The organism is Cryobacterium shii (assembly GCF_004402595.1).
Lineage (GTDB): Bacteria > Actinomycetota > Actinomycetes > Actinomycetales > Microbacteriaceae > Cryobacterium > Cryobacterium shii.
This window is the reverse complement of record NZ_SOFY01000077.1, coordinates 1-20,574: the sequence shown is the minus strand read 5'-3', so window position 1 is coordinate 20,574 and position 20,574 is coordinate 1. Positions and strand designations below refer to the sequence as shown.

At 70.0% G+C, this 20,574-nt stretch carries 18 protein-coding genes; 10 read left to right on the top strand and 8 right to left on the bottom strand.

Translation table 11 applies throughout. The annotated features are described in order from the left end of the window. Nucleotides 1-41 precede the first annotated feature (41 nt). From E3O49_RS14075 to E3O49_RS14045, 7 genes are all read left to right on the top strand, one after another. Entirely contained in the window at nucleotides 42-1,373 is a 1,332-nt protein-coding gene (locus tag E3O49_RS14075; RefSeq protein WP_134368179.1) for a bifunctional o-acetylhomoserine/o-acetylserine sulfhydrylase, read from the top strand. A 236-nt stretch (nucleotides 1,374-1,609) separates the two neighbouring features. Next, nucleotides 1,610-2,836 carry a homoserine O-acetyltransferase MetX gene (gene metX, locus E3O49_RS14070; RefSeq protein WP_134368180.1) on the top strand — a complete coding sequence of 409 codons (1,227 nt, stop codon included), beginning with the start codon at nucleotides 1,610-1,612 and terminating at the stop codon, nucleotides 2,834-2,836. Between the two features lie 53 nt (nucleotides 2,837-2,889). Further along, nucleotides 2,890-4,386, top strand: coding sequence for a DUF4389 domain-containing protein (locus E3O49_RS14065; protein WP_134402620.1), 1,497 nt, complete (start codon nucleotides 2,890-2,892; stop codon nucleotides 4,384-4,386). 21 nt (nucleotides 4,387-4,407) lie between these two features. Beyond that, nucleotides 4,408-5,178, top strand: coding sequence for a hypothetical protein (locus E3O49_RS14060; RefSeq protein ID WP_174776169.1), 771 nt, complete (start codon nucleotides 4,408-4,410; stop codon nucleotides 5,176-5,178). Then, nucleotides 5,124-6,293: a sensor histidine kinase gene (locus tag E3O49_RS14055; protein ID WP_134368182.1), complete on the top strand. Its 1,170-nt coding sequence runs from the start codon at nucleotides 5,124-5,126 to the stop codon at nucleotides 6,291-6,293. Before E3O49_RS14060 ends, E3O49_RS14055 begins: the two co-directional genes overlap by 55 nt. Beyond that, entirely contained in the window at nucleotides 6,290-7,573 is a 1,284-nt protein-coding gene (locus tag E3O49_RS14050) for a spermidine synthase family protein (protein WP_134368183.1), read from the top strand. Before E3O49_RS14055 ends, E3O49_RS14050 begins: the two co-directional genes overlap by 4 nt. Before the next feature lie 56 nt (nucleotides 7,574-7,629). Next, entirely contained in the window at nucleotides 7,630-8,295 is a 666-nt protein-coding gene (locus E3O49_RS14045) for a response regulator (protein ID WP_134368193.1), read from the top strand. A 257-nt stretch (nucleotides 8,296-8,552) separates the two neighbouring features. Here E3O49_RS14045 and E3O49_RS14040 read toward each other — a convergent pair whose 3' ends face one another. Genes E3O49_RS14040 through E3O49_RS14030 form a run of 3 tightly spaced genes read right to left on the bottom strand, consistent with a single transcriptional unit; the run spans nucleotide 8,553 to nucleotide 11,542 of the window. Next, on the bottom strand, nucleotides 8,553-9,830 hold the full coding sequence (locus E3O49_RS14040; RefSeq protein WP_134368184.1) for an MFS transporter: 1,278 nt from the start codon (nucleotides 9,828-9,830) through the stop codon (nucleotides 8,553-8,555). A gap of 54 nt (nucleotides 9,831-9,884) precedes the next feature. After that, nucleotides 9,885-10,241, bottom strand: a complete 357-nt coding sequence (locus E3O49_RS14035; protein ID WP_134368185.1) for a thiamine-binding protein — start codon at nucleotides 10,239-10,241, stop codon at nucleotides 9,885-9,887. Between the two features lie 2 nt (nucleotides 10,242-10,243). Continuing rightward, nucleotides 10,244-11,542: a glycosyltransferase family 87 protein gene (locus E3O49_RS14030; protein WP_160141118.1), complete on the bottom strand. Its 1,299-nt coding sequence runs from the start codon at nucleotides 11,540-11,542 to the stop codon at nucleotides 10,244-10,246. 281 nt (nucleotides 11,543-11,823) lie between these two features. Here E3O49_RS14030 and E3O49_RS14025 point away from each other — a divergent pair, with 281 nt between their 5' ends. Then, nucleotides 11,824-12,966 (top strand): IS701 family transposase, encoded by a 1,143-nt coding sequence (locus E3O49_RS14025; RefSeq protein WP_420898206.1) that lies wholly within the window; start codon nucleotides 11,824-11,826, stop codon nucleotides 12,964-12,966. Between the two features lie 169 nt (nucleotides 12,967-13,135). Here the strand turns inward: E3O49_RS14025 and E3O49_RS14020 are convergent. Both E3O49_RS14020 and E3O49_RS14015 read right to left on the bottom strand, forming a co-directional pair. Next, a protein-coding gene (locus tag E3O49_RS14020; protein ID WP_134366158.1) for an IS5 family transposase occupies nucleotides 13,136-14,033 on the bottom strand; the annotation gives its coding sequence in 2 pieces (ribosomal slippage) (nucleotides 13,136-13,681 and nucleotides 13,683-14,033; 897 coding nt in all). A gap of 46 nt (nucleotides 14,034-14,079) precedes the next feature. Next, nucleotides 14,080-14,940: an ADP-dependent NAD(P)H-hydrate dehydratase gene (locus E3O49_RS14015; RefSeq protein ID WP_134366159.1), complete on the bottom strand. Its 861-nt coding sequence runs from the start codon at nucleotides 14,938-14,940 to the stop codon at nucleotides 14,080-14,082. Between the two features lie 73 nt (nucleotides 14,941-15,013). Here E3O49_RS14015 and E3O49_RS14010 point away from each other — a divergent pair, with 73 nt between their 5' ends. Continuing rightward, a complete protein-coding gene (locus tag E3O49_RS14010; RefSeq protein WP_134366160.1) occupies nucleotides 15,014-16,105 on the top strand; it encodes an NADH:flavin oxidoreductase/NADH oxidase in 1,092 nt (363 codons plus the stop codon). A gap of 20 nt (nucleotides 16,106-16,125) precedes the next feature. Here the strand turns inward: E3O49_RS14010 and E3O49_RS14005 are convergent, their stop codons facing one another. The 3 genes from E3O49_RS14005 to guaB1 all read right to left on the bottom strand — a co-directional run bounded on the left by E3O49_RS14005 (nucleotide 16,126) and on the right by guaB1 (nucleotide 20,162). Then, complete coding sequence (locus tag E3O49_RS14005) at nucleotides 16,126-17,187, bottom strand: hemolysin family protein (RefSeq protein ID WP_134366161.1); 1,062 nt, start codon at nucleotides 17,185-17,187, stop codon at nucleotides 16,126-16,128. Beyond that, nucleotides 17,180-18,541, bottom strand: a complete 1,362-nt coding sequence (locus tag E3O49_RS14000) for a hemolysin family protein (protein ID WP_134366162.1) — start codon at nucleotides 18,539-18,541, stop codon at nucleotides 17,180-17,182. The genes E3O49_RS14005 and E3O49_RS14000 overlap by 8 nt, the downstream gene beginning before the upstream one ends. A gap of 181 nt (nucleotides 18,542-18,722) precedes the next feature. Further along, complete coding sequence (guaB1, locus tag E3O49_RS13995) at nucleotides 18,723-20,162, bottom strand: GMP reductase (RefSeq protein ID WP_134366163.1); 1,440 nt, start codon at nucleotides 20,160-20,162, stop codon at nucleotides 18,723-18,725. A 132-nt stretch (nucleotides 20,163-20,294) separates the two neighbouring features. On the opposite strand from guaB1, the gene E3O49_RS13990 reads away from it, so the two are divergent. Then, nucleotides 20,295-20,574, top strand: a 280-nt coding sequence (locus tag E3O49_RS13990; RefSeq protein WP_134451799.1) for a 2-oxoglutarate dehydrogenase E1 subunit family protein, incomplete at its 3' end; no start/stop codon positions are given.

The following is a 20,574-nucleotide window of genomic DNA, read 5'->3' as shown; positions in this document are numbered from 1 at the left end:
GACGGTCCACGCTCGTCGAGGATTATCAGGGAGACCACCTCATGAGCGACAACACTGCAGCCTGGAAGTTCGAAACGAAGCAGGTGCACTCCGGTGCTCAGCCCGACCCGACCACGAACGCGCGGGCCACCCCGATCTACCAGACCACCTCCTACGTCTTCAACAACGCCCAGCACGCGCAGAACCTGTTCGCGCTGGCCGAGTTCGGCAACATCTACACCCGCATCATGAACCCGACCCAGGCCGTGGTCGAAGAGCGCGTCGCCGCCCTCGAGGGTGGCACCGCCGCCCTCCTCCTCTCGTCCGGCCAGGCTGCTTCGACGTTCGCCGTGCTGAACATCGCCCAGGCCGGCGACCACATCGTGTCGTCGAGCTCGATCTACGGCGGAACCTACAACCTGTTCAAGTACACGCTGAAGAAGCTGGGCATCGAGACCACCTTCGTCGAGAACCAGGACGACGCCGAGGAATGGCGCCGCGCTGTGCGCCCGAACACCAAGCTGTTCTTCGCCGAGACCATCGGCAACCCGAAGATCAACGTGCTCGACATCCGGCTGGTGGCCGACGTGGCCCACGCCAACGGCGTGCCCCTCATCGTCGACAGCACGATCGCCACCCCGTACCTGATCCGCCCGTTCGAGCACGGCGCCGACATCGTCATCCACTCCGCGACCAAGTTCCTCGGCGGCCACGGCACGGTCATCGGCGGCATCATCGTCGACGGCGGCACGTTCGAATGGTCAAAGAACGTCGAGAAGTTCCCCGGCCTGACCGAGCCCGACCCGTCGTACCACGGCGTCAGCTACACCGGTGCCGTCGGCGACGGCATCGCGTACATCATCAAGGCGCGCGTGCAGTTGCTGCGCGACCTGGGCTCCGCGATCGCCCCGGCGAGCGCCTGGCAGCTGATCCAGGGCATCGAGACGCTCAGCCTGCGGATCGAACGCCACGTGCAGAACGCCCAGGACATCGCCGAGTGGCTCGAGAACCACCCGGACATCGCCTCGGTGAACTACGCCGGGCTCCCGTCGAGCCCCTGGTATGCCGCCGCGAACACCTACGCCCCGAAGGGCGTCGGCGCGGTGCTGTCCTTCGAGCTCAAGGGCGGCGTCGACGCGGGCCGCGCGTTGGTCGACAACCTCTCGCTGTTCAGCCACCTGGCCAACATCGGCGACGTGCGCTCGCTCGTCATCCACCCGGCGTCCACCACCCACGCCCAGCTCACCCCCGAGCAGCAGCTCACGGCCGGCGTGACGCCGGGCCTGGTGCGCCTGTCGGTCGGCATCGAGAACATCGCCGACCTGAAGGCCGACCTCGAGCTCGGCCTCGCGGCCGCCCGCGCGGTGGTGCAGGCGTCCCGCGCCAACGCCTGACCCTCTTCACCAATTCGACGGAGATTCTGCCCCCACGCGGGTGTTTCAGGCCATATTCGGTCTGATTGCGCAGAATCTCCGTCGAATTCGTTCGGGCGGGACCGGGACCGGTGCCGGCCGGGCGCGCGGGCGCGCCGGGCAGGAGTGGTGACGCCGGCATCCGCCGAGCAGGCGCGACAGGCCTGCGCGGTAACAATCACCCGGAGGTGCCGTTCAACCGGCAGAATAGGGGGCCTATGGATTGGCAATTCGCTGCAGACACGGTCCCCTCGAGCTTCGTCACGGAAGCCCAGGCTCGGTCGCTCCTCGGCAAACCCCCGGCAACGGGCGCCTGGCGCGACGGCGACCCCGTCGGCAACCGCCGGTTCCTCGACGTCGGGCCGCTCCACTTCGAGTCCGGCGGCAGCCTCGATGCCGTGCGCATCGCGTACGAATCCTGGGGGGAGCTGTCCCCCGCCGGCGACAATGCGGTGCTCGTGCTGCACGCCCTCACCGGCGACAGCCACCTGTCCGGGCCCTCCGGCGACGGCCACGCGACGAGCGGATGGTGGGGCGGCATCGTCGGGCCCGGCCTGGCGATCGACACGGACCGCTGGTTCGTGGTGGCCCCGAACATGCTCGGCGGCTGCCAGGGCAGCACCGGCCCGGCGTCCCTCTCGCCCGACGGCTCGGAGTGGGGCGCCCGCTTCCCGCATTTGACCATCCGTGACCAGGTCGCCGCCCAGGTCGCCTTCTCCGACCGGCTGGGGATCGACCGCTGGGCCGCGGTCATCGGCGGCTCCATGGGAGGGATGCACGCGCTCGAGTGGGCGATCGGGGCACCCTCGCGAGTGGCCCGGCTGGCGATCCTCGCCGCGCCCCCCGTGACGACCGCCGACCAGATCGGCCTGAACTCCGTACAGATGGAAGCGGTTCGCTGCGACCCCTGCTTCCGGTTCGGGGACTACTACGACGCCGCCGACGGCGACGGCCCGACCCGCGGCCTCGCACTGGCCCGACGGATGGCCCTGCTGAACTACCGCAGCCCGGAGGAGCTCAATCTGCGCTTCGAGCGGGGCTGGCAGAGCGAAATCAGCCCGATCGGCGCCGGCGGCCGCTTCGCCGTCGAGTCCTACCTGGACTTCCACGGCAACAAGTTCACCCGTCGCTTCGACGCGAACAGCTACCTCGTCCTGGTCGAGGCCATGAACTCGCACGACGTCGGCCGCGGCCGCGGCGGCGTCGCATCCGCTCTGTCGCTGATCACCGCACGAACAGTCGTCGTCGGCATCGACAGCGACCGGCTGTTCCCGGTCGAGGGCCAGCGCCTCATCGCGGCGCACCTGCCGGGGAACATCGACGGCACGGATGCCGTGGTCATCCGGTCCGATTACGGCCACGACGGGTTCCTGATCGAGAACGAGGCGGTCGGCGCCCAACTGTCCCGAGTCCTGACGGAGCCGGTTCCCCCGCACCGGGGTTGACAGAAGGCGGCTTCGGGGCGAGCGTGAATTCCACTCGACCGAGAGGACGCGCCATGAAACCCGGATTCGTCGTCATGCTGGTGTTCGGCACCATCCTCTCCCTGCTCGGGTTCTCCCTCGCCGTCGCCGGCACGGTGGGGGCTGCGGCCGGCAGCACCCGAGACGACAGCGGCTACTTCACCACCCCCGCCGCGCCGCTCTCCACCGAGGCGTACGCGCTGACGTCGCCCCGGATGGCGGTCGAGGGCGAGGGCGTCCCGTCGGATCTCGTCACCCTGCGGCTGCGGGCCTCCACCTCGAACGGGAACGACGTCTTCGTCGGCATCGCCCCGCAGGCGGACGTCGACCGGTACCTGGCCGGCGTGAACCACACCGAGGTCAGGACCGTGACCGGCAGTCCCTTCCGCGTCGGCTACCGGGACATCCCCGGCAACGCGGTGCCGGGCGCCCCGGGAGACCAGAGCTTCTGGACGGAATCCGCCGAGGGATCCGGGCCGCAGCAGATCACCTGGCGGCTCGACCCCGGAAACTGGGCGATCGTGGTGATGAACGCCGACGCGAGCCCCGGCGTCGACGTGGCCGTGCAGGCCGGCGCCCACCTCGGTTTCATTCGCTACCTCGGCCCGCTGGCCGTCGGCCTGCTGCTCCTCGGAGTGTCCCTCCTGGTGCTCGGACTGGTCCTGACCGTGTTCGGGGCCATCGGTCTGGGCCGGAACGGCCCGCCCCCGGCCGGAGGCGTCCCGGCGGCCGGCGCCGGACCTCCCGGAGCGGGGATCGCCGCAGGCCCCGCCACGAGTGACACGAGTGACACGAGTGACACGAGACCGTACCCGGCCAGGCTGACCGGCACCCTCGATGAGGGCCTGTCCCGCTGGCTGTGGCTGGTCAAGTGGATCCTGGTCATCCCCCACGTCGTCGTGCTGTGGTTCTTCTGGTTCGGGTTCTTCGTGACCACCGTGGTCGCGGGGGTGGCCATCCTGTTCACGGGACGGTACCCGGTCAGCCTGTTCCGCTACAACGTGGGGGTGCTCCGCTGGAGCTGGCGGGTGGCTTTCTACTCCTACTCCGCGCTCGGCACGGACCGTTACCCGCCGTTCAGCCTGGAACCGGCGGCCGACTACCCGGCCGACCTTGAGATCGATTACCCGGAACACCTCTCGCACGGGCTCGTGCTGGTCAAGTCGTGGCTCCTGGCCATCCCGCACCTGCTGGTCGTCGCGGCGTTCACCGGCAGCGCCACGAGCTGGCAGTCCGGCGACTGGGGCCGAGGGGTCACGACCGGCACTCCGTCCCTGATCGGGGTGCTCGTGCTGATCGCCGCGGTGATCCTGCTTTTCACCGACCGGTACCGGCGTGGCCTGTTCGACCTGATCCTCGGCATCGACCGGTGGATCTTCCGGGTGTTCGCCTACACGGCGCTCTTCCGGGACGACTACCCGCCGTTCCGCCTGGACCAGGGTCCCGCCGAGCCTCCGTCCCGGAACGCCATGCCCCTGGCGAGCCCGCCGGCGACGCAGACGATGCCGCCACCGGCCTCGACCGCCCCCTGACCAACGATCGCTGAGAGAGCCGTGTCAGACCCGGAGCCCCGGTCCGGCCGGGAGAGCCCGCATTTCCTCCACTCCTGGCTGGTGTGGGTGAGCCTGGGTGAGAGCGTGGGCTTCCTCGCCCCAGCCCTGGCCCAGCTCGCCACGGCGTCGCTGCCCGCCGCCGCCCTGCCGAGCATGGTCGCCGCCGGGGCGGTGGAGGGCGCGGTCCTCGGCTGGTCGCAGACGCGGGTGCTCCGAAGCCGCATCCCCGCCGTGTCGAGGAGCAACTGGATCGGCGGCACGGCTGCAGCCGCGGCCTTCTCGTGGTTTCTCGGGCTGCAGGCCTCCGCCTCCGCCGACGTCTGGACGGCGTGGCCGGTGCCGCTGATCATCGTGGCGGCGGCCGCAACGGGCAGCCTCCTGCTGTGCTCGATCGGGCTCGCCCAGTGGCTGGAGTTGCGCCGCCATCTGCCGCACAGCGCACGCTGGATCGCGGCCAGCGCGGCGGCCTGGTGCGTGGGCCTGGCGGTGTTCTTCCTCGTCGCGCCTCCGCTGTGGCAGCCGGGACAGCCACCGGTTCTCACGCTGCTGATCGGGGTCTTCGCAGGCATCCTGATGGCCGGGAGCATGGCCCTGGTCACCGGTCTGGCCCTGGGCCGTCTCCTCGGCGCCCGGCGGCCGGCGACCGTGGGGCCCCGCGCGCCGGATCGGCCCGCTAGTGTGCTGTATAGAGTGCAACGAGGGGTAAGCCAGCCGCCATGCAACGAATCTTCAAGGAGCGCGACCGCCTGCTGCGCAGAGCCGCGCGCCTGACCGGCCTCGCCGGGGCAACCGCGGCTCTCCTGGTGATGCTGGTGCCCGGCGGGCTGAGCCTGACGGCCCTGTTCTGGTGCCTGCCGCTCCTGCTGGTGATGGTCTACTGCCTGTACCTGCTGGGCCGGAGCGGCCGGATGCGCTGGGTGGTGCTGATCGTGCTGGCGGGCGTCGGAATCATCCTGGCGGTCGGCCTGACCGGGACGCACCCGAGCGGGCTGAACCTGGTCGAGGAGACCGTGATCGGCTGTGTGGCGGCGTGCGCGATGAGCTCCGTCGCCCTGGTCCTCGTCGTCAGCTCGGCACGCCTGGTGGGGCTCCTGGCCGCGTTCGGCGTCACCCTCGCCGGCGTCCTCGCGGCCACCGGCGGCACGAAAGGGTCGCTCGTGCCGCTCGCCCTGACCACCAGCGGCTGGTTCTCGGTCGCCCTGGTCGGCTGGTGGGTCGCCCAGAGCGTTCCCCGCGTGATGGAGCGCATCGCCGCCATCGGCCGCGCCCACCTGGCGGAACGGCACGCCAGCGAGCTCGAAGCGCAGCGCCGACAGGATGCCCGGCTGCTGCATGACACCGTGCTCGCCACCCTCACCCTCCTCGCCCATTCCGGCGTCGGCGTCAGCCCGGCCGCCCTCCGCCTGCAGGCCGCAGACGACGCCCGACTCCTCCGCCAGTTGCGCCTCGGCGGCCTGCCCACTCCCCGCCGGTCCGGGGTCTACACGCTCGAACCGGCCACCGAGTCCACCCTCGGCAGCACCCTCGAATCCGTCAAGCAACGGTTCGGCCGGATGGGGCTCGACGTCGACTGGCACGGCAGCGGTCAGGTCCTCCTGCCCAGCGACGTCCTCGATTCCTTCCTCCTCGCCCTGGGCGAGTGCCTCGAGAACGTGCGCCGGCACGCGGGCGTCGCCCGGGCCGACGTGACGATCACGGATGACGACTCCACCGTTCGCGCCATGGTCACCGATGCCGGGGTCGGCTTCGACATCCGCGGGGTCAGCTCCGAGCGGCTCGGGTTCGCCGAATCCGTCGTGGCCCGGTTGCGAGATGTGGGCGGCAACGCCCGGCTGTTCTCCTCTCCGGGTTCGGGCACCACGGTCGTGCTGGAGGTTCCCAAGTGAGCAGACCGGGCATGGTGGATGCGCTGCGCCGGGACATCCGTGCGGCCGCGCGGTTGAAGGGCGCCGACAAGCTCGCGGACCAGGAACGCCAGGACCGGGGCCGCAGTTTCCGACGCCCCGAGCGCACGGTCAAAACCACCCGCGCGAACCAGAGCGGCCTCGGCGGCCGCCACCTGGGCATCGGGTTGTCGCTCAGCGGCGGCTTCATCGCCCTGTTCCTGTTCTGGCGGTTCGCCTTCCAGTGGTTCGCCTACGAGACCCCGACTCCCAGCCTGGTCGCCTGGTCCCTGCTGATGGCGACGACGGGGCTGGTCCTCGTCACGGTGCAGCGATTGTCGGCGCGGATGCCGGACTGGCTCTTCGCCACCGCGCTCGGCAGCGGCGCCGTCGTGGTGACCCTCGACCTGGTCGGGGCGGCGACCGGACCGAACGTGTACCCCACGGCGGCCGCCGCCGTCGGCACCCTGCTCATCTCCCTGGTCACGGTCCGGCGTGGCCGGGACGTCGTCACGGCCGCGATCGTGCTCGGCCTGCTGCTCCTGACCGGGGCGTTCGCCGAGACCCAGATCGACCCGTTCACCGTCGCCCCGGAGTTCCTGACGATCGCCCTGGCGGTCCTGCCGCCGCTGCTGGGCGTCGCGGTGGTGCGCTCGTTCCGCCGCATGGCCCAGCGCGAACTCGACCTGGTACTGGTGCAGAGCACCGTGTCCCAGCCGCAGTTCGCCCTGGGCATGCTCGCCTCCGAGGCCCTGGCCCGGATCGACCTCGACGCGGAAACACTGCTGGACGATGTCGCGAAGGGGCGCACGGCGCTGCCGCTCAGCCCGGCGAAATCGACCACCGCGGCTTCCCTGGCCACACAGCTCCGGCTCCACCTGATCCGCGGCCGCCGGGAGACCTGGCTGCACCACGCGATCACCGAATCCGAGTTCCTCGGCCCGTCGGTGAGCCTGAACGACCCGGCCGGCCTGGCCGGGATGCTCGACCCGGCACAGCGCGACGCCCTGCTCCGCACGATCTGGCTGCTGATCAGCGATACGCACCGGTCTGAGGCATCCGTGTCGCTTTCCCTCGGACCGATCCGGCCCGCTCACGGCCTCACCGCGGGTCAGAAGTTACGATTTCCGATCGAATTGACCACCGAGGGTGTGCCACGGCGTCGGGTAGACCCGGAGACGTGGCAAGCTATCCGTGTGGTAGGCCCTCACGTCGATTCCAGCCGAGACGGAAGTCTGTGCGTGGAGATCGAGTGCAGTGTCGACAATCCCGCGGATGCTTAGTGTCTGTGAATCGGGGGTAGCAGCATGAGGAGGCAGAAGTGACGAACACGAGCACCATGACCAGTGCGGTACCGAGCAAGGAAAACCCGATCCGGCTGGCCCTCGTCGACGACCACCGGATGCTGCTGGGCGCACTCACGGAATGGATCCGGGGCGCAGCGGACGACATCAGCATGGTCGCCGCGGTCACCACCTGGCCCGAACTGCTGACCCACCCGGAGTTCCCGGTCGACGTCGTGCTCCTCGATCTGGACCTCAAAGACAACATCCCGGTGTCGCTGAAGATCTCGACGCTCAAGACGGCCGGCGTCAAGACCGTTCTGATGAGCACCTACTCCGAGGCCGGACTCGTGCGCGAAGCCCTCGCCGCCGGCGCCCTCGGCTACCTTGTGAAGAGCGAGGAGGCGACCATGATCGTCGAGGCGATCCGGGCCGCGTACGACGGCGAATCCTTCATCTCGGCCGAACTGGACGAAGCGCTGAGCAACGGAGCCAACGGCTCACCCCGGCTCAGCGCTCAGGAGCGCCGGGTGATGGCGCTCTACGGCGCGGGCGAGCCGGTCAAGGCCGTCGCGCACCAGCTCGGCATCTCCGAGGAGACCGCCAAGTCCTACCTCAAGCGCATCCGCGAGAAGTACCGCCTCGCGGGCTTCGACGTGGGTACCAAGGTGGCGCTGCGCAAGCAGGCAATCCACGACGGCATCCTGCTCCAGGGCGACTAACACCCGCCCTGCCGCCGATGCCCGGCCCGGCAGGCGTGGGCCGAGCATCCGTCGGCCGTTGAACCAATTCGACGGAGATTCTGCTCTAAGAACGCTCTTTCGGCCTGTTTGGCACCGTTTGGGGCAAAATCTCCGTCGAATTCGATCGGGGCGGGGGCGATAAGCGGGCTCCGTCGAGGGGCTGCGGGCTGCACCTGCGGGCTGCGGGTTTGCGGGTTTGCGGGTTTGCGGGGCTGCGGGTGTCTGCGGGCCGGGGGTCAGGGGGCCGGGACCACGGCGATCGCCTCGGTCCCGTACGGCAGCAGCACGCCGTTGCGGCGCCGCGTGCGGTCCAGCAGGAACGAGGCCACGGTGAGCAGCAGCCCGATCACGCTCAGGCCCAACCCGATCCAGACCGGGGCGACGTAGCCGAACCCGGCTGCGACGGCGAGGCCGCCGAGGAACGCGCCCAGGGCGTTGCCGACGTTCAGCGCCGAGTGGTTGAGCGCCGCGGCGATCGACTGGCTGTCGTGGGAGACGTCCATCAGCCGGGTCTGGATCGCCGGCGAGAGCCCGGACGCCGCGGCTCCCACGAAGAACACTCCGAGCAGCAGACCGGGCAGGTGCTGGGCCGACAGCGCGAGTCCGGCCAGGGCCAGCAGCATCAGCACGAAGAACGCGTACATCGTGCGGCGCACGCTCCGGTCGGCCAAGACACCGCCGACGAGGTTGCCGATCGTCATGCCCACGCCGATCACGACGAGCACGAGCGGCACCGCCCCGGCGCCGAGCCCGGTGACCTCCATCACCAGCGGGGCCACATAGGTGTACACGGCGAAGAGCCCGCCGAAACCGATCGCTCCGATCGACAGGGCGAACCAGACCTGCAGCCGGCCGAATGCCCGCAGCTCGCTCCGCATGGTCGCGTGGGGATTGCCGGCCTGCAGGGGCACGAGCAGGGCCACCGCCACGAAGGTGGCGGCGAAGATAGCCGCCACGACCAGGTAGGCCGCCCGCCAGCCGGCGGTCTGGCCGAGCCAGGTGATGCTGGGAACGCCGATGATGTTCGCGATGGTCAGCCCGCTGAGCACGAGGGCGACCCCGCGGGCGCGCTTGCCGGGGCCCATCAGGTCCGCGGCGACGAGCGAAGCGATCCCGAAGTAAGCGCCGTGCGGGAGCGCGGCGACGAACCGCGCCGCCAGCACCAGTCCGAAGGTCGGCAACAGCGCCGACGCGACCGTGCTCAGGGTGAAGGCGGCCAGCAGTCCCAGGAGCAGCTGCTTGCGCGGCCACCGCGCGGCCGCGGCGGCGATCGTCGGGGCCCCGACGACCACGCCGAGGGCGTAGGCGGAGATGAGCCAGCCTGCCTGCGCGTTCGCGGCATCCGGTGACGCGCCGTAGAGCGCCGGAAGCAGGTCCCTGGCCAGGTTCGGCAGCAGGCCCATGGCCACGAATTCCGTCGAGCCGATGCCGAACCCGCCGAGGGCGAGGGCGAGCAGGGCGAAACGGATGCGGGTCGGGGACAAGGTCACCGGCCCGTTGGTGGGTGCGCGCATCCCTCCAGCCTAAGGGGCGTGCCACCCCCGACGGGCTCCCTCGACGGCTCGGCGCTACGGGGCGGAGGTCGCGGCCGGCGGCGGGGTGGCGGCCGCCAGGGCCCTCTCGAGGCGCTCGACCTTGCCGGTCAACTCCCCGGTGCGCCCGCCACGGATGTCCGCCTTGAGCACCAGGGACACCCGCGGCCCCCACGCGGCGACGGCCTCGGTGGCCGCCTTGATCACCGCGAACACCTCGTCCCAGTCGCCCTCGATCGTGGTGAACATGGAGTCGGTGTGGTTCGGCAGGCCGGAGTCGCGCACGATGCGCACGGCCGCGGCGACCGCGTCGTGCACGGACCCCTCCCCGTCGCCGTCGCTGGAGCCGGAGTCGCTGGAGCCGGACGGGGCGACGGAAAATGCAACCAGCATGGTTACTCCTTCAGATTCGGGGTGGGAGGGACGAGATCGTGCTCCGGATGCTCGGACCGAGCCCCGGACGCGTGGACCTCCCGCACGGCCCAGCCGAGCAGGATCACCTCGAGCAGGTTGCGCAGGCTGAGCACCAGGACCAGGAGCGGATCGGCCACGATCAGCCAGTCATACAGGTGAGGGTAGACGAGTTGGGTCAGGGCCGCGACCGCGAGGGCCAGCACTGCCGGCAGCCGCCAGGCGCGCCCGCGCAGCACGAGCCCCAGGATCACGGGTGCGGCGAGCCAGGCCGTGAACTGCGGCGAGCCGACCTTGTTGACCAGGATCAGCGTCAGCACCAGCGCCAGCACGAGCGGCGGGAAGAGCCGGGGCCAGGACGCCCCGGCCTCGTTGGCCTGCCAGCCCAGCAGCAGCACCGCCGCGATGCAGGCCAGCAGCAGCGGGGTCATCACGGCGATCGCGACCTGGGTGCCGGTGCCGATCACCTGGTAGGTCAGGATCTGCTGGTCGTAGTAGATGTAGTTGCCCGGGATCTTGAGCGCGGCCTGCCACATCCAGAGCCCGGCGACGGGCGACTCGATCTGGATTCCCCGGTTCGTCTGCTCGCTGACGAAACTGAACACGTTCAGGCCGCTGCCGAGGAACAGGGCGATCACGACGATGCCCAGACTGGTCCCCGCCGCGGCGGCCGCCACCGGCCACCGCTTCCTGGAGACCAGGAACAGCGCCGCGATCACGGCGGCCGGCCAGATCTTGATCCAGGCGGCGAGCGTCAGCAGCATCGTGCCCCAGACCGGGCGGGACCGCAGCACGAGCACGGCGAGGATGGCCAGCGGCACCGTGATCGCGTCGATCCGCCCCACGGCAATGGGGCCGAGGAGCAGCAGGAAGCCCAGCCACCAAGCGGCCGCGAGCCGGGCCCGGGGGTCGCGGCCGGGGCCGAGCAGCACGGCGAAGGCCACCGCGTCGAGCAGTGTGACGAGGCCGAGCCAGGTGAGGGAGTACAGCCCGGGGCCAAAGGCGAGGGCGGCGAGCATCGGCAGGATCGCGAGGATCGGGTAGACGAACGGGGCGCTGATCCCGACGACGCCGCCGCCGGTGACCGCGTCGGTCGCCCAGCCGAGGTAGGACCGCTCCACATCGCCGAGCGGCCAGCCGGTCGACGCGAAGCAGAGCCAGGCCAGCGCGGCGTGCACGGCCGCGAAACCGGCCCACAGCAGCGCCGGCCGCACCCAGCCGCGGGGGTGCGCCGTGGCATCCGTCGCGGCGGCAGCGGTCGGTCCTGGGGTGGATTCGGGCACCCTCCACTGTCCCACACCGCCGAGGCCGGAGCGCGGTGTCCGGCGCCGAACCAATTCGACGGAGATCTTCCCGTAAAACGGCGATTGCGGGCTGTTTGTGGCCGATTCGGGCAAAATCTCCGTCGAATTCGTCAGGGAACCGCGGGCGGGGGGTGGACTCGGGGGGAAACTAGGCGGGCGGACTAGTACTACAGTCGCGTTTATTTTTGGCTGTATCGGCGTTTTAATCGGACTTTTGCCCCGAATCCTGTTAATCATGACGAGTGAGCGATGATATTTGGGTGGCAGAGATCCAGGAATGGGCGCAGGGCCTCGAGGAGATCCGCGGGTTGATTGGGGACGAGTTTGCACGCTCGGAACCGCGGAACAACGCGGTCAGTTACATTCGCGGCCTGCTCTCGGACGAGGAGCGGAAGAACTCCTGGACCTTGTCCGAGCGGGCCGGCCATGGCACCCCTGATGGGATACAGCGGCTGCTCTCGACCACGGATTGGGACCCGGATACCGTGCGCGATGCCTTGTTCGGCTACGTGAAAAAGCATCTGGGCGACCCCAAGGGGATTTTGGCGATTGACGAGACCGGATTCCTGAAAAAGGGGACGGCGTCGGCCGGGGTGGCCCGCCAGTATTCGGGCACCGCCGGGCGGGTGGAAAACTGCCAGATCGGGGTGTTCCTCACCTACGCGTCCCCGGCCGGGCGGACCTTCCTGGACCGGGAGCTGTACCTGCCCAAAGCCTGGATCGACGACTCCGAGCGGTGCAAGCGGGCGGGAATCCCCGAGGACCGGGTGATGGCCACCAAGCCCGTGCTGGCCGCCGAGATGATTGAGCGCGCCCTAGACGCCGGCATCGAGGCCGAATGGACCACCGGGGATGCCGTCTACGGCCAACACGCCGAGCTGCGCCGCCGGCTGGGGGCCCGCGGCATGCATTACGTGATGGCCGTGCCCATGAACCAGCGCGCCATCACCCCGACCCCGGGTTCATTGGGCGCCGAAGGGCGGGCCGATCAACTCTTCGCCGCCCTGGACGGGAGGGCCTGGCGCACCCGCACCGCCGGCACCGGGACCAAGGGCGAACGGCTCTACTCTTGGGCCAGGATCCGCATCAACGGCCCCGCCGAGACAGGGGAACACTGGCTGCTGGCCCGTCGCTCTCTGAACGACCCCACCGACCTGGCCTACTTCATCTGCCACACACCCGAGAACGTCACCCTGATCGAGCTGGCCCGGGTCGCCGGGGCCCGCTGGGCCATCGAGGAAACCTTCCAAACCTCCAAAGGCGAAACCGGGCTCGACCACTACCAGGTGCGGCAATATGGCGGCTGGTACCGGCACATCACCCTCTCCATGTTCGCCCACGCCTTCCTCAGCGTCATCCGCTCAAAAAAAGGGGCCCACATCCAGGCTCCGACCAGTTGGTAAGGCTCTCACTGCCCGAAATCAGGCACCTCATCACACGGATCGTCTGGCACCGGGAATCAGACCCCTGCCACGTGATCCGCTGCTCCCTCTGGCGACGAAAACATCAACACCGCGCCCAGCAATGCCACTACAAAGCCCGCGGTCACATCCCACAAACGCGACTGTAGTACTAAGGCGTGTCTCCTAATTCGTGTAACCAGACGATGATGGCGCTCAGGACAGCGCCGCCCCGGTAGGTGAGGGCGAGTTTGTCGTAACGGGTGGCGAGTCCGCACCACTGTTTGAGGGTGTTGAATGAGCGTTCGATGACGTTGCGGCGTTTGTAGGCTTCTTTGTCGAGGTCGACTGGGCGGCCACCGTTTCGTCCGCGGCGTTTCCGGTTCGCGACCTGGTCGGAGCGTTCTGGAATGACGACCTGGATGCCCCGTTTTCGCAGCATGGCCCGGTGCGCTTTGGCCGAGTAGGCCTTGTCCGCCAGCACCCGGTCGGGTCGGGTGCGGGCTCGTCCGGGTCCGATCCGGTCGACGCTGAGCGAAGCCATGATCTCCGGGAGCATGGGCGAATCGCCGCCTTGCCCGGTGCCCAGAAAGACCACGAGCGGGCGCATCTTTCCGTCGCAAAGCTGGTGGATCTTGGTGGTCAAACCACCGCGGGACCGGCCAATGGCATGATCAGGAGGCTCTTCCAGCAGATTCGTGTAAGTCGACAGAGCCCCCCGTGATGCGCGGAAGATTCGTCGCGTGTTGATGCGCCCGATTCACCGTCGAGTCCACCGACACCTCCCAATCGATCTTGCCCGCCGCATCGGCCTCGGCCAGCAACCGGGCCAGAACACTGTTCCAGGTGCCATCGCCGCTGAATCGCCGATGACGCTTCCACACCGTCTGCCACGGACCAAAAGTCTCGCGTAGATCTCGCCACGGAATCCCCGCCCGATACCGGTAAATGATGCCCTCCATCACCCGCCGGTGGTCCTGAAACGGGCGACCAGGACGACCAGACGATGACGGCATCAACGGCTCGATCCGAGCCCACTCACTCTCAGACAACACAGCAGTACGAGACATGCGCCAATTCTGCCAAAAACACTCACCAGGCTTTAGAAGACACGCCCTAGTGGGGCGGCGTGTGACCCAGCAGGGCCGCGACCGTGGCCGGCACGGCCTCGGCCACGTCGAGTGCGGTGATCGGGCCGCCGGCGGACGCCCGGATCGCGGCGAGCGAGTGGATGCGGGCAGCGGTGGCGGCGAGGTCGGTGAGCGCCTCGGCATCCGTGCGGATCGCCGCCGCGTGGGTGGCCAGCAGCGCGCCGATGATGCCGCCGAGCACGTCCCCGGAGCCGGCCGTCGCCAGCCAGACCGGCGAGCGCGACACCGTCAGCCGGGGGCCGGACGGGGACACGACTCGGGTGACGGACCCCTTGAGCAACACGGTGACGCCGAGCTCGGCGGCGGCACGCGTCGCCCAGTCCCCCGGGTCGGCGGCCACCTGGGCGCCGGTCACCTGCATCCCGTCCTGGGACAGGAGCCGGGCCAGTTCCCGGTAGTGCGGGGTGATCACCAGCGGCCCGGCCTGCCACCCCCGAGCCAGGTCCAGGGCGCCGGCGTCGCACACCGTCGGCAGTCCCTCGGCGAGCGCCGCCCGCAGCGCGGCCGTGGTCTGCTCATCCCGCTGGTCGGCGTTCATCCCCGACCCCAGCAGCCAGGCCTGCACCCGGCCGGGAACCGTGACGACCTCCGGCCGGCGCGCCAGCACGAAGTCGGCGGCGCGGGGCGGGCCCAGGTAGCGCACCATGCCGACGCCGGTGCGCATGGCCGCTTCGACCCCGAGCACCGCCGCGCCCGGATAGTCGTGACCGCCGGTCAGCACGCCGAGCACCCCGCGGGTGTACTTGTCATCCGTCGCCCGCGGCACCGCGATCCAATCGCCCGCCTGCTCGGCGTCCCATTCCAGCCATCCCCGCGGTTCGCTCATGCACTCACGATAGGTTGTTTTGAGCACTGCGGGTCGGTCCTGCTGCCGACCCCAACCGACTCTGGGGGATTTCGTGGCCGCTGCCGCCCTGTTCGAACCGCTCACCCTGCGGGGCGTCACCATCCGCAACCGGATCTGGGCCGCGCCCATGTGCCAGTACTCGATCGAGGAGAAGGACGGCGTGCCCCGGGACTGGCACCTGGTGCACCTCGGGGCCATCGCCGCGGGCGGCGCCGGCCTGGTCATCGCCGAGGCGAGTGCCATCAGCCCCGAGGGCCGCATCACCGACCGCGACACCGGCCTGTGGAACGACGAGCAGGCGGCCGCCTGGTCCCGGATCGTCCGGTTCCTGCACGCCCAGGGGGCGAAGGCCGGCATCCAGCTGGCGCACGCGGGCCGCAAGGCGTCCGTCTGGCCGGCGTGGGGCAGCGACCGGCAGGGCACGGTGCCCACGGATGCCGGCGGCTGGCAGACCGTGTCGGCCTCCGACCTGCCGTTCCCGGGTTACGCCGCGCCCGCCGCCCTGGACGCCGCGGGCATCCGTGGCGTCATCGGCGACTTCGCCGCAGCCGCGCGCCGGGCGGTGGGCGCCGGGTTCGACGTGGTCGAGATCCACGCCGCGCACGGCTACCTGCTGCACCAGTTCCTGTCGCCGCTGAGCAACCGTCGCACCGACGAGTTCGGCGGGCCGCTGGCGAATCGGGCTCGGCTGCTGCTGGCCGTGGTGGCCGCCGTGCGCGCGGCGATCGGCGAGGACGTGCCCCTGTTCGTGCGGTTCTCCGCCACCGACTATGCGCCGGGCGGGTGGAACGAAGACGAGACCGCCGCGGTCGCCCGCTGGGCCGCCGACGCCGGAGCCGACTTCTTCGACATCTCCTCCGGCGGCAACGTGACCGGGGTGCGGATCCCGCTCGGCCCCGGCTACCAGGTGCCCCTCGCCCGCAAGGTGAAGGCCGAGGCGGATGTCCCGGTCAGCGCGGTGGGCCTGATCACGGAACCGGCACAGGCGGAGCAGATCCTCGCGTCCGGCCAGGCCGATGCGGTCATGCTGGGCCGGGAGCTGCTGCGCGACCCGCACTTCCCGCTGCGGGCCGCGCACGAGCTCGGGGTCAGCCTCGACTACTGGCCGCCGCAGTACCTGCGGGCCCGGTGGCCCGCCGCTTGAGCGGCGGCCGTCGACGCCGGTCAGAGCCGGCGGGTCGCATCCTGAACCTCGCCGACGAGCTCCTCGATGATGTCCTCCAGGAACAGCACGCCCTTCGTGGCGCCGACGGCGGTGAACGAGCGGGCCAGGTGCGCGCCTGAACGCCGCATGGTGGCGAGGGCGTCCTCCAGGTCGGTGTCCTCGAAGATGGACACCAGCTGACGGATGCGCTTGCCCGGGATGGGCTCCTGGTAACTGCCCTGCCCGGCCTGGGTCGCGGCGTCCCCGTCCAGGTCGATGACGTCCTTGAGGTGCACGTACCCGGTCGGTTCGCCGCCGTCGGTGACGATCACGTAACGGGAGAAGCCGTGCTTGGTGACGGCCCGCTCCACGTCGGCGGGGGTGGCCGTCTCCGGCAGACTGATCAGGCCGGCCAGGGGCACGGCGACATCCTTCACCTTGCGGGTGGTGAATTCGAAGGTCGCGCTGAGCGCCCCGGTGCCGTCCCTCAACACGCCCTCCCGGGTCGACTGGCTGACGATCGTGGCCACCTCGTCCAGCGTGTAGGTGCTCGTCGCCTCCTCCTTGGGCTGAACCCCGAAGACCCGAAGCACCACGTTGGCCGTGGCGTTGAGCACCACGATCACGGGCTTGACCAGGCGGCCGAAGAACACCAGCGGCGGCGCGAGGATGAGGACGGCCTTGTCGGGGATGGAGAACGACAGGTTCTTGGGCACCATCTCCCCGAACACGACGTGCAGGTAGGAGACCAGCAGCAGGGTGATGGCGAACGCGATGGCGGTGATCGCCTCCTCCGGCAGCCCGGTCGCGCCGAGGGGGATCTCGAGCATGTGGTGGATGGCCGGCTCGGAGACGTTCAGGATCAGCAGCGAGCACACCGTGATGCCGAGCTGCGTGGTGGCCAGCATCAGTGTGGCGTGTTCCATCGCCCAGAGGGCCGTGATGGCCCTGATCTTGCCGGCCTCGGCCAGCGGTTCGATCTGGGACCGGCGCGCGGAGATGACCGCGAATTCGGCCGCGACGAAGAAGGCGTTGCCGGCGAGGAGCACGACCAGCCAGACGAGTCCCATCCAGTCACTCATGATTACTCACCCCGCCCTGTTTCCGTGCCGCTGATTCGTCTGTGCCCGCCTCGTCCGTAGCCGGCGTGTCGGGGGTGAACCGGAGCCGGTCGATGCGCCGGCCGTCCAGCCGTTCCACCGACAGCTCTCCGGCGTCGAGGCGCACGGTGTCGCCGACCACGGGCAGGCGTCCCAGCTCGCTCATCACGAACCCGGCCACCGTTTCGTACGGCCCGTCCTCCGGCACGGCGACGCCGGTGCGTTCCAACAGCTCGTCCGGCCGGAGCATGCCGGGGAAGGTCAGCGAGGTCGGGGACAGCACCACGCCGGCCCTGGCGCGGTCGTGTTCGTCGGCGACCTCCCCGACGAGTTCCTCGACCAGGTCCTCCAGGGTGGCCACGCCGGCCGTGCCGCCGTACTCGTCGACGACGATCGCCATCTGGTAGCCGCGGGCACGCAGCTCGACCAGCAGCCCGTCGAGTTTCATGGTCTCCGGCACGCGAATGGCCTCCGATTGGAGGGCCGACACCGGGACATCCGCCCGGCGGTGCCGGGGCACGGCCACCGCCTGCTTCACGTGCACGATCCCGACGATGTCGTCGACGCCCTCGTCGACGACGGGGAAACGGGAGTACCCGGTGCGGCGGGTGAGGTCGATCACCGCCTGGGCTGAGTCGGTGCGCTGCACGCTGGCCACGCGCGGACGGGGCGTCATCACGTCCGACGCCGTGTGCCCGGAGAACAGCAGGGTGCGGTGCAGCAGCGTCGCGGTGTCTTTCTCGAGCATCCCGGCGCTGGCCGAGCGGCGCAGCAGGGAGGAGAGCTCCTCGGCGGTGCGGGCGCCGGAGAGTTCCTCCTTCGGCTCGATTCCGATGGAGCGCAGCACGCCGTTGGCGCTGCCGTTGAGCACGACGACCGCGGGCTTGAACACGGTCGTGAACAGCGTCTGGAACGGGATGACCAGTTTCGCGGTCTGGACCGGCAGCGCGAGGGCGAAGTTCTTCGGAACCAGTTCGCCGATGATCATCGACGCCAGCGTCGCCAGGACGACCGCGGTGGTGACCGCGACCACCGGGACGACCGCCGCCGACAGGCCCAGGGCCGTCAGGGGCGGGGAGAGCAGGGCGCTCAGGGCCGGCTCCATCGTGTAACCGGTGAGCAGGGTGGTGAGCGTGATGCCGAGCTGGGCGCTGGACAGGTGCGTGGAGGTGATCTTCAGGGCCGAGATCGTCAGGCCGAGACGGGTCTCCCCGCGGTCGCGGCGGGCTTCGAGCTCCGACCGGTCCAGGTTGACCAGGGCGAACTCGCTCGCGACGAACAGGCCGGTGCCGACCGTGAGGAGGAGCCCCGCGCCGAGCATGAGCCACTCAAACATGGCCACCGCCGAACGGGATCAGGATCGTGATCAGGGGCGAGTGACCGTTCGAGTGACGAGAACAGTGGCTGGGCGAATTCGCAGGAGGGGGGTCGTCCATTATTCCGCTAAGTCTACTGCGCGCGGCCGACGCTCGCGGCCGGGCTCACCAGCAGGGCTCACCAGCCGGGCCCACCAGGGCTCACCAGGAGACGGGCAGCGCCTTGCCCTCCTCGTAGCCCGCGGCCGACTGGATGCCGACCCGCGAACGGGCGTGGAACTCCTCCACGTTGGTCGCACCGGCGTAGGTGAACGAGCTGCGCAGCCCGGAGGTGATCATGTCGAGCAGATCCTCGACCGAGGGCCGCAGCGGGTCCAGGTAGATCTTCGAGCTGGAGATGCCCTCGGCGAACAGGGTCTTGCGGGCCAGGTCGTACGCGTCCAGGCGGTCGAAGCGCTCGCGTACGGCCTTGGTGGATGCCATCCCCCAGCTTTCCTTGTAGAGGCCGCCGGCCGCATCCCGGTCCAGGGCGCCGGGCGCCTCGATCGTTCCGGCGAACCACGAGCCGATCATCACGGATGCCGCGCCCGCGGCGAGCGCGAGCGCCACGTCACGCGGGTAGCGCACCCCGCCGTCGGCCCAGACGCGCGCGCCGAGCTCGCGCGCGGCGACCGCGCTCTCCAGCACGGCGGAGAACTGGGGCCGGCCCACGGCCGTCATCATCCGGGTGGTGCACATGGCGCCGGGGCCCACACCGACCTTCACGATGGTGGCGCCGGCTCCGACCAGGTCGCCGACGGCATCCGCCGTCACGACGTTGCCGGCCACGATCGGGATCCCCAGTCCGAGATCCGCGACGATCTTGATCGCCCGCAGCATGCCGTCCTGGTGGCCGTGCGCGGTGTCGATCACGAGCACGTCGACCCCGGCGGCGACGAGGGCGATCGCCTTGGCCGCTATGTCGCCGTTGATGCCGACCGCGGCGGCGACCCGGAGGCGTCCGTGGGCGTCCAGCGCGGGCTGGTAGAGCGTGGAACGCAGCGCGCTCTTGCGGCTGAGCGTGCCGATGATGGCGCCGTGGTGCAGCACGGTGGCGAAGTCGAGATCGGCGTCGGTCATCACGTCGAAGGCGCGGCGCGGGCCCTCGATATCGTCGGCGTCGAGGGAGGTGAGGTTGCCGTGCAGCAGGTCGCCGAGCAGCGCGTCGGGCAGGGCCGTGGCCAGGCGGGACGCGTCGATGCAGCCCAGGTAGGTGTCGTCCCGGTCGTTGATGACCAGCCCCTGGCCGGCGACCGGCGGCACCTGGCGCAGCGCCAGCGCCACGGTGTCGTCCGGACCGAACACGAAGGGGGTGTCGAACCGGGTCGACTGGGCCTTCACCCAGCGGATGGCAGCGTCGAGGTCCTGCAGGTGCATGTCCTGCGGCAGCACTCCCAGGCCGCCGCGGCGTGCCAGGGAAGCCGCGAGGCGGTGCCCGGTGACCGAGTTCATGTTCGCGGAGACGATCGGGATCGTGGCGCCGGTGCCGTCGCCCGGAGCGAGGGAGACATCGAGGCGGCTGGTGACCGCCGACTGGCTCGGCACCAGGAAAACGTCCGAATACGTGAGGTCGTGGCTGGGAACCGCTCCATAGAACTGCATGGAAATAACGCTAGCGCCCCGCGCGGATGCCCGCAGCCATGCCCGATGGGATTAGGCTGAATGGGCAGACCGATCCGGGCCTTCGTGTGCGCCCGGTACATTCAAAATCAACGTAGAGAGTGGGAACCGGCTGTGTCAAGCCAGTTGACCGGTAGTGGATCCGACGAGACCAGGTCGGGTGAATTCGGAGCGAACGAGTGGCTCGTCGATGAGTTGTACGAGCGGTACCTCGTCGACAAGAACCTGGTGGACGAGTCCTGGTGGCCCGTCCTCGAGAGCTACCACCAGACCGCGAACGGAGCGGCTGCCGCAACCGGCGCCCCCGCAGCCGGCGCCGAGACCGCACTGACCGCCGCGGCTGCCGAGGCGCCGAGCGCCGCAGCGCCGGCCGCCGCGACACCGGCCGCCGAGC

What these genes read in the sequence shown, in the direction of transcription:
- E3O49_RS14005 (WP_134366161.1), bottom strand. Translation starts at nt 17,187, where the DNA reads ATGAGTGACTGGATGGGACTCGTCTGGCTGGTCGTGCTCCTCGCCGGC.
- E3O49_RS14035 (WP_134368185.1), bottom strand. Translation starts at nt 10,241, where the DNA reads ATGCTGGTTGCATTTTCCGTCGCCCCGTCCGGCTCCAGCGACTCCGGC.
- E3O49_RS14015 (WP_134366159.1), bottom strand. Translation starts at nt 14,940, where the DNA reads ATGAGCGAACCGCGGGGATGGCTGGAATGGGACGCCGAGCAGGCGGGC.
- E3O49_RS14065 (WP_134402620.1), top strand. Translation starts at nt 2,890, where the DNA reads ATGAAACCCGGATTCGTCGTCATGCTGGTGTTCGGCACCATCCTCTCC.
- E3O49_RS14075 (WP_134368179.1), top strand. Translation starts at nt 42, where the DNA reads ATGAGCGACAACACTGCAGCCTGGAAGTTCGAAACGAAGCAGGTGCAC.
- E3O49_RS14055 (WP_134368182.1), top strand. Translation starts at nt 5,124, where the DNA reads ATGCAACGAATCTTCAAGGAGCGCGACCGCCTGCTGCGCAGAGCCGCG.
- E3O49_RS14045 (WP_134368193.1), top strand. Translation starts at nt 7,630, where the DNA reads ATGACCAGTGCGGTACCGAGCAAGGAAAACCCGATCCGGCTGGCCCTC.
- E3O49_RS14040 (WP_134368184.1), bottom strand. Translation starts at nt 9,830, where the DNA reads ATGCGCGCACCCACCAACGGGCCGGTGACCTTGTCCCCGACCCGCATC.
- metX (WP_134368180.1), top strand. Translation starts at nt 1,610, where the DNA reads ATGGATTGGCAATTCGCTGCAGACACGGTCCCCTCGAGCTTCGTCACG.
- guaB1 (WP_134366163.1), bottom strand. Translation starts at nt 20,162, where the DNA reads ATGCAGTTCTATGGAGCGGTTCCCAGCCACGACCTCACGTATTCGGAC.
- E3O49_RS14000 (WP_134366162.1), bottom strand. Translation starts at nt 18,541, where the DNA reads ATGTTTGAGTGGCTCATGCTCGGCGCGGGGCTCCTCCTCACGGTCGGC.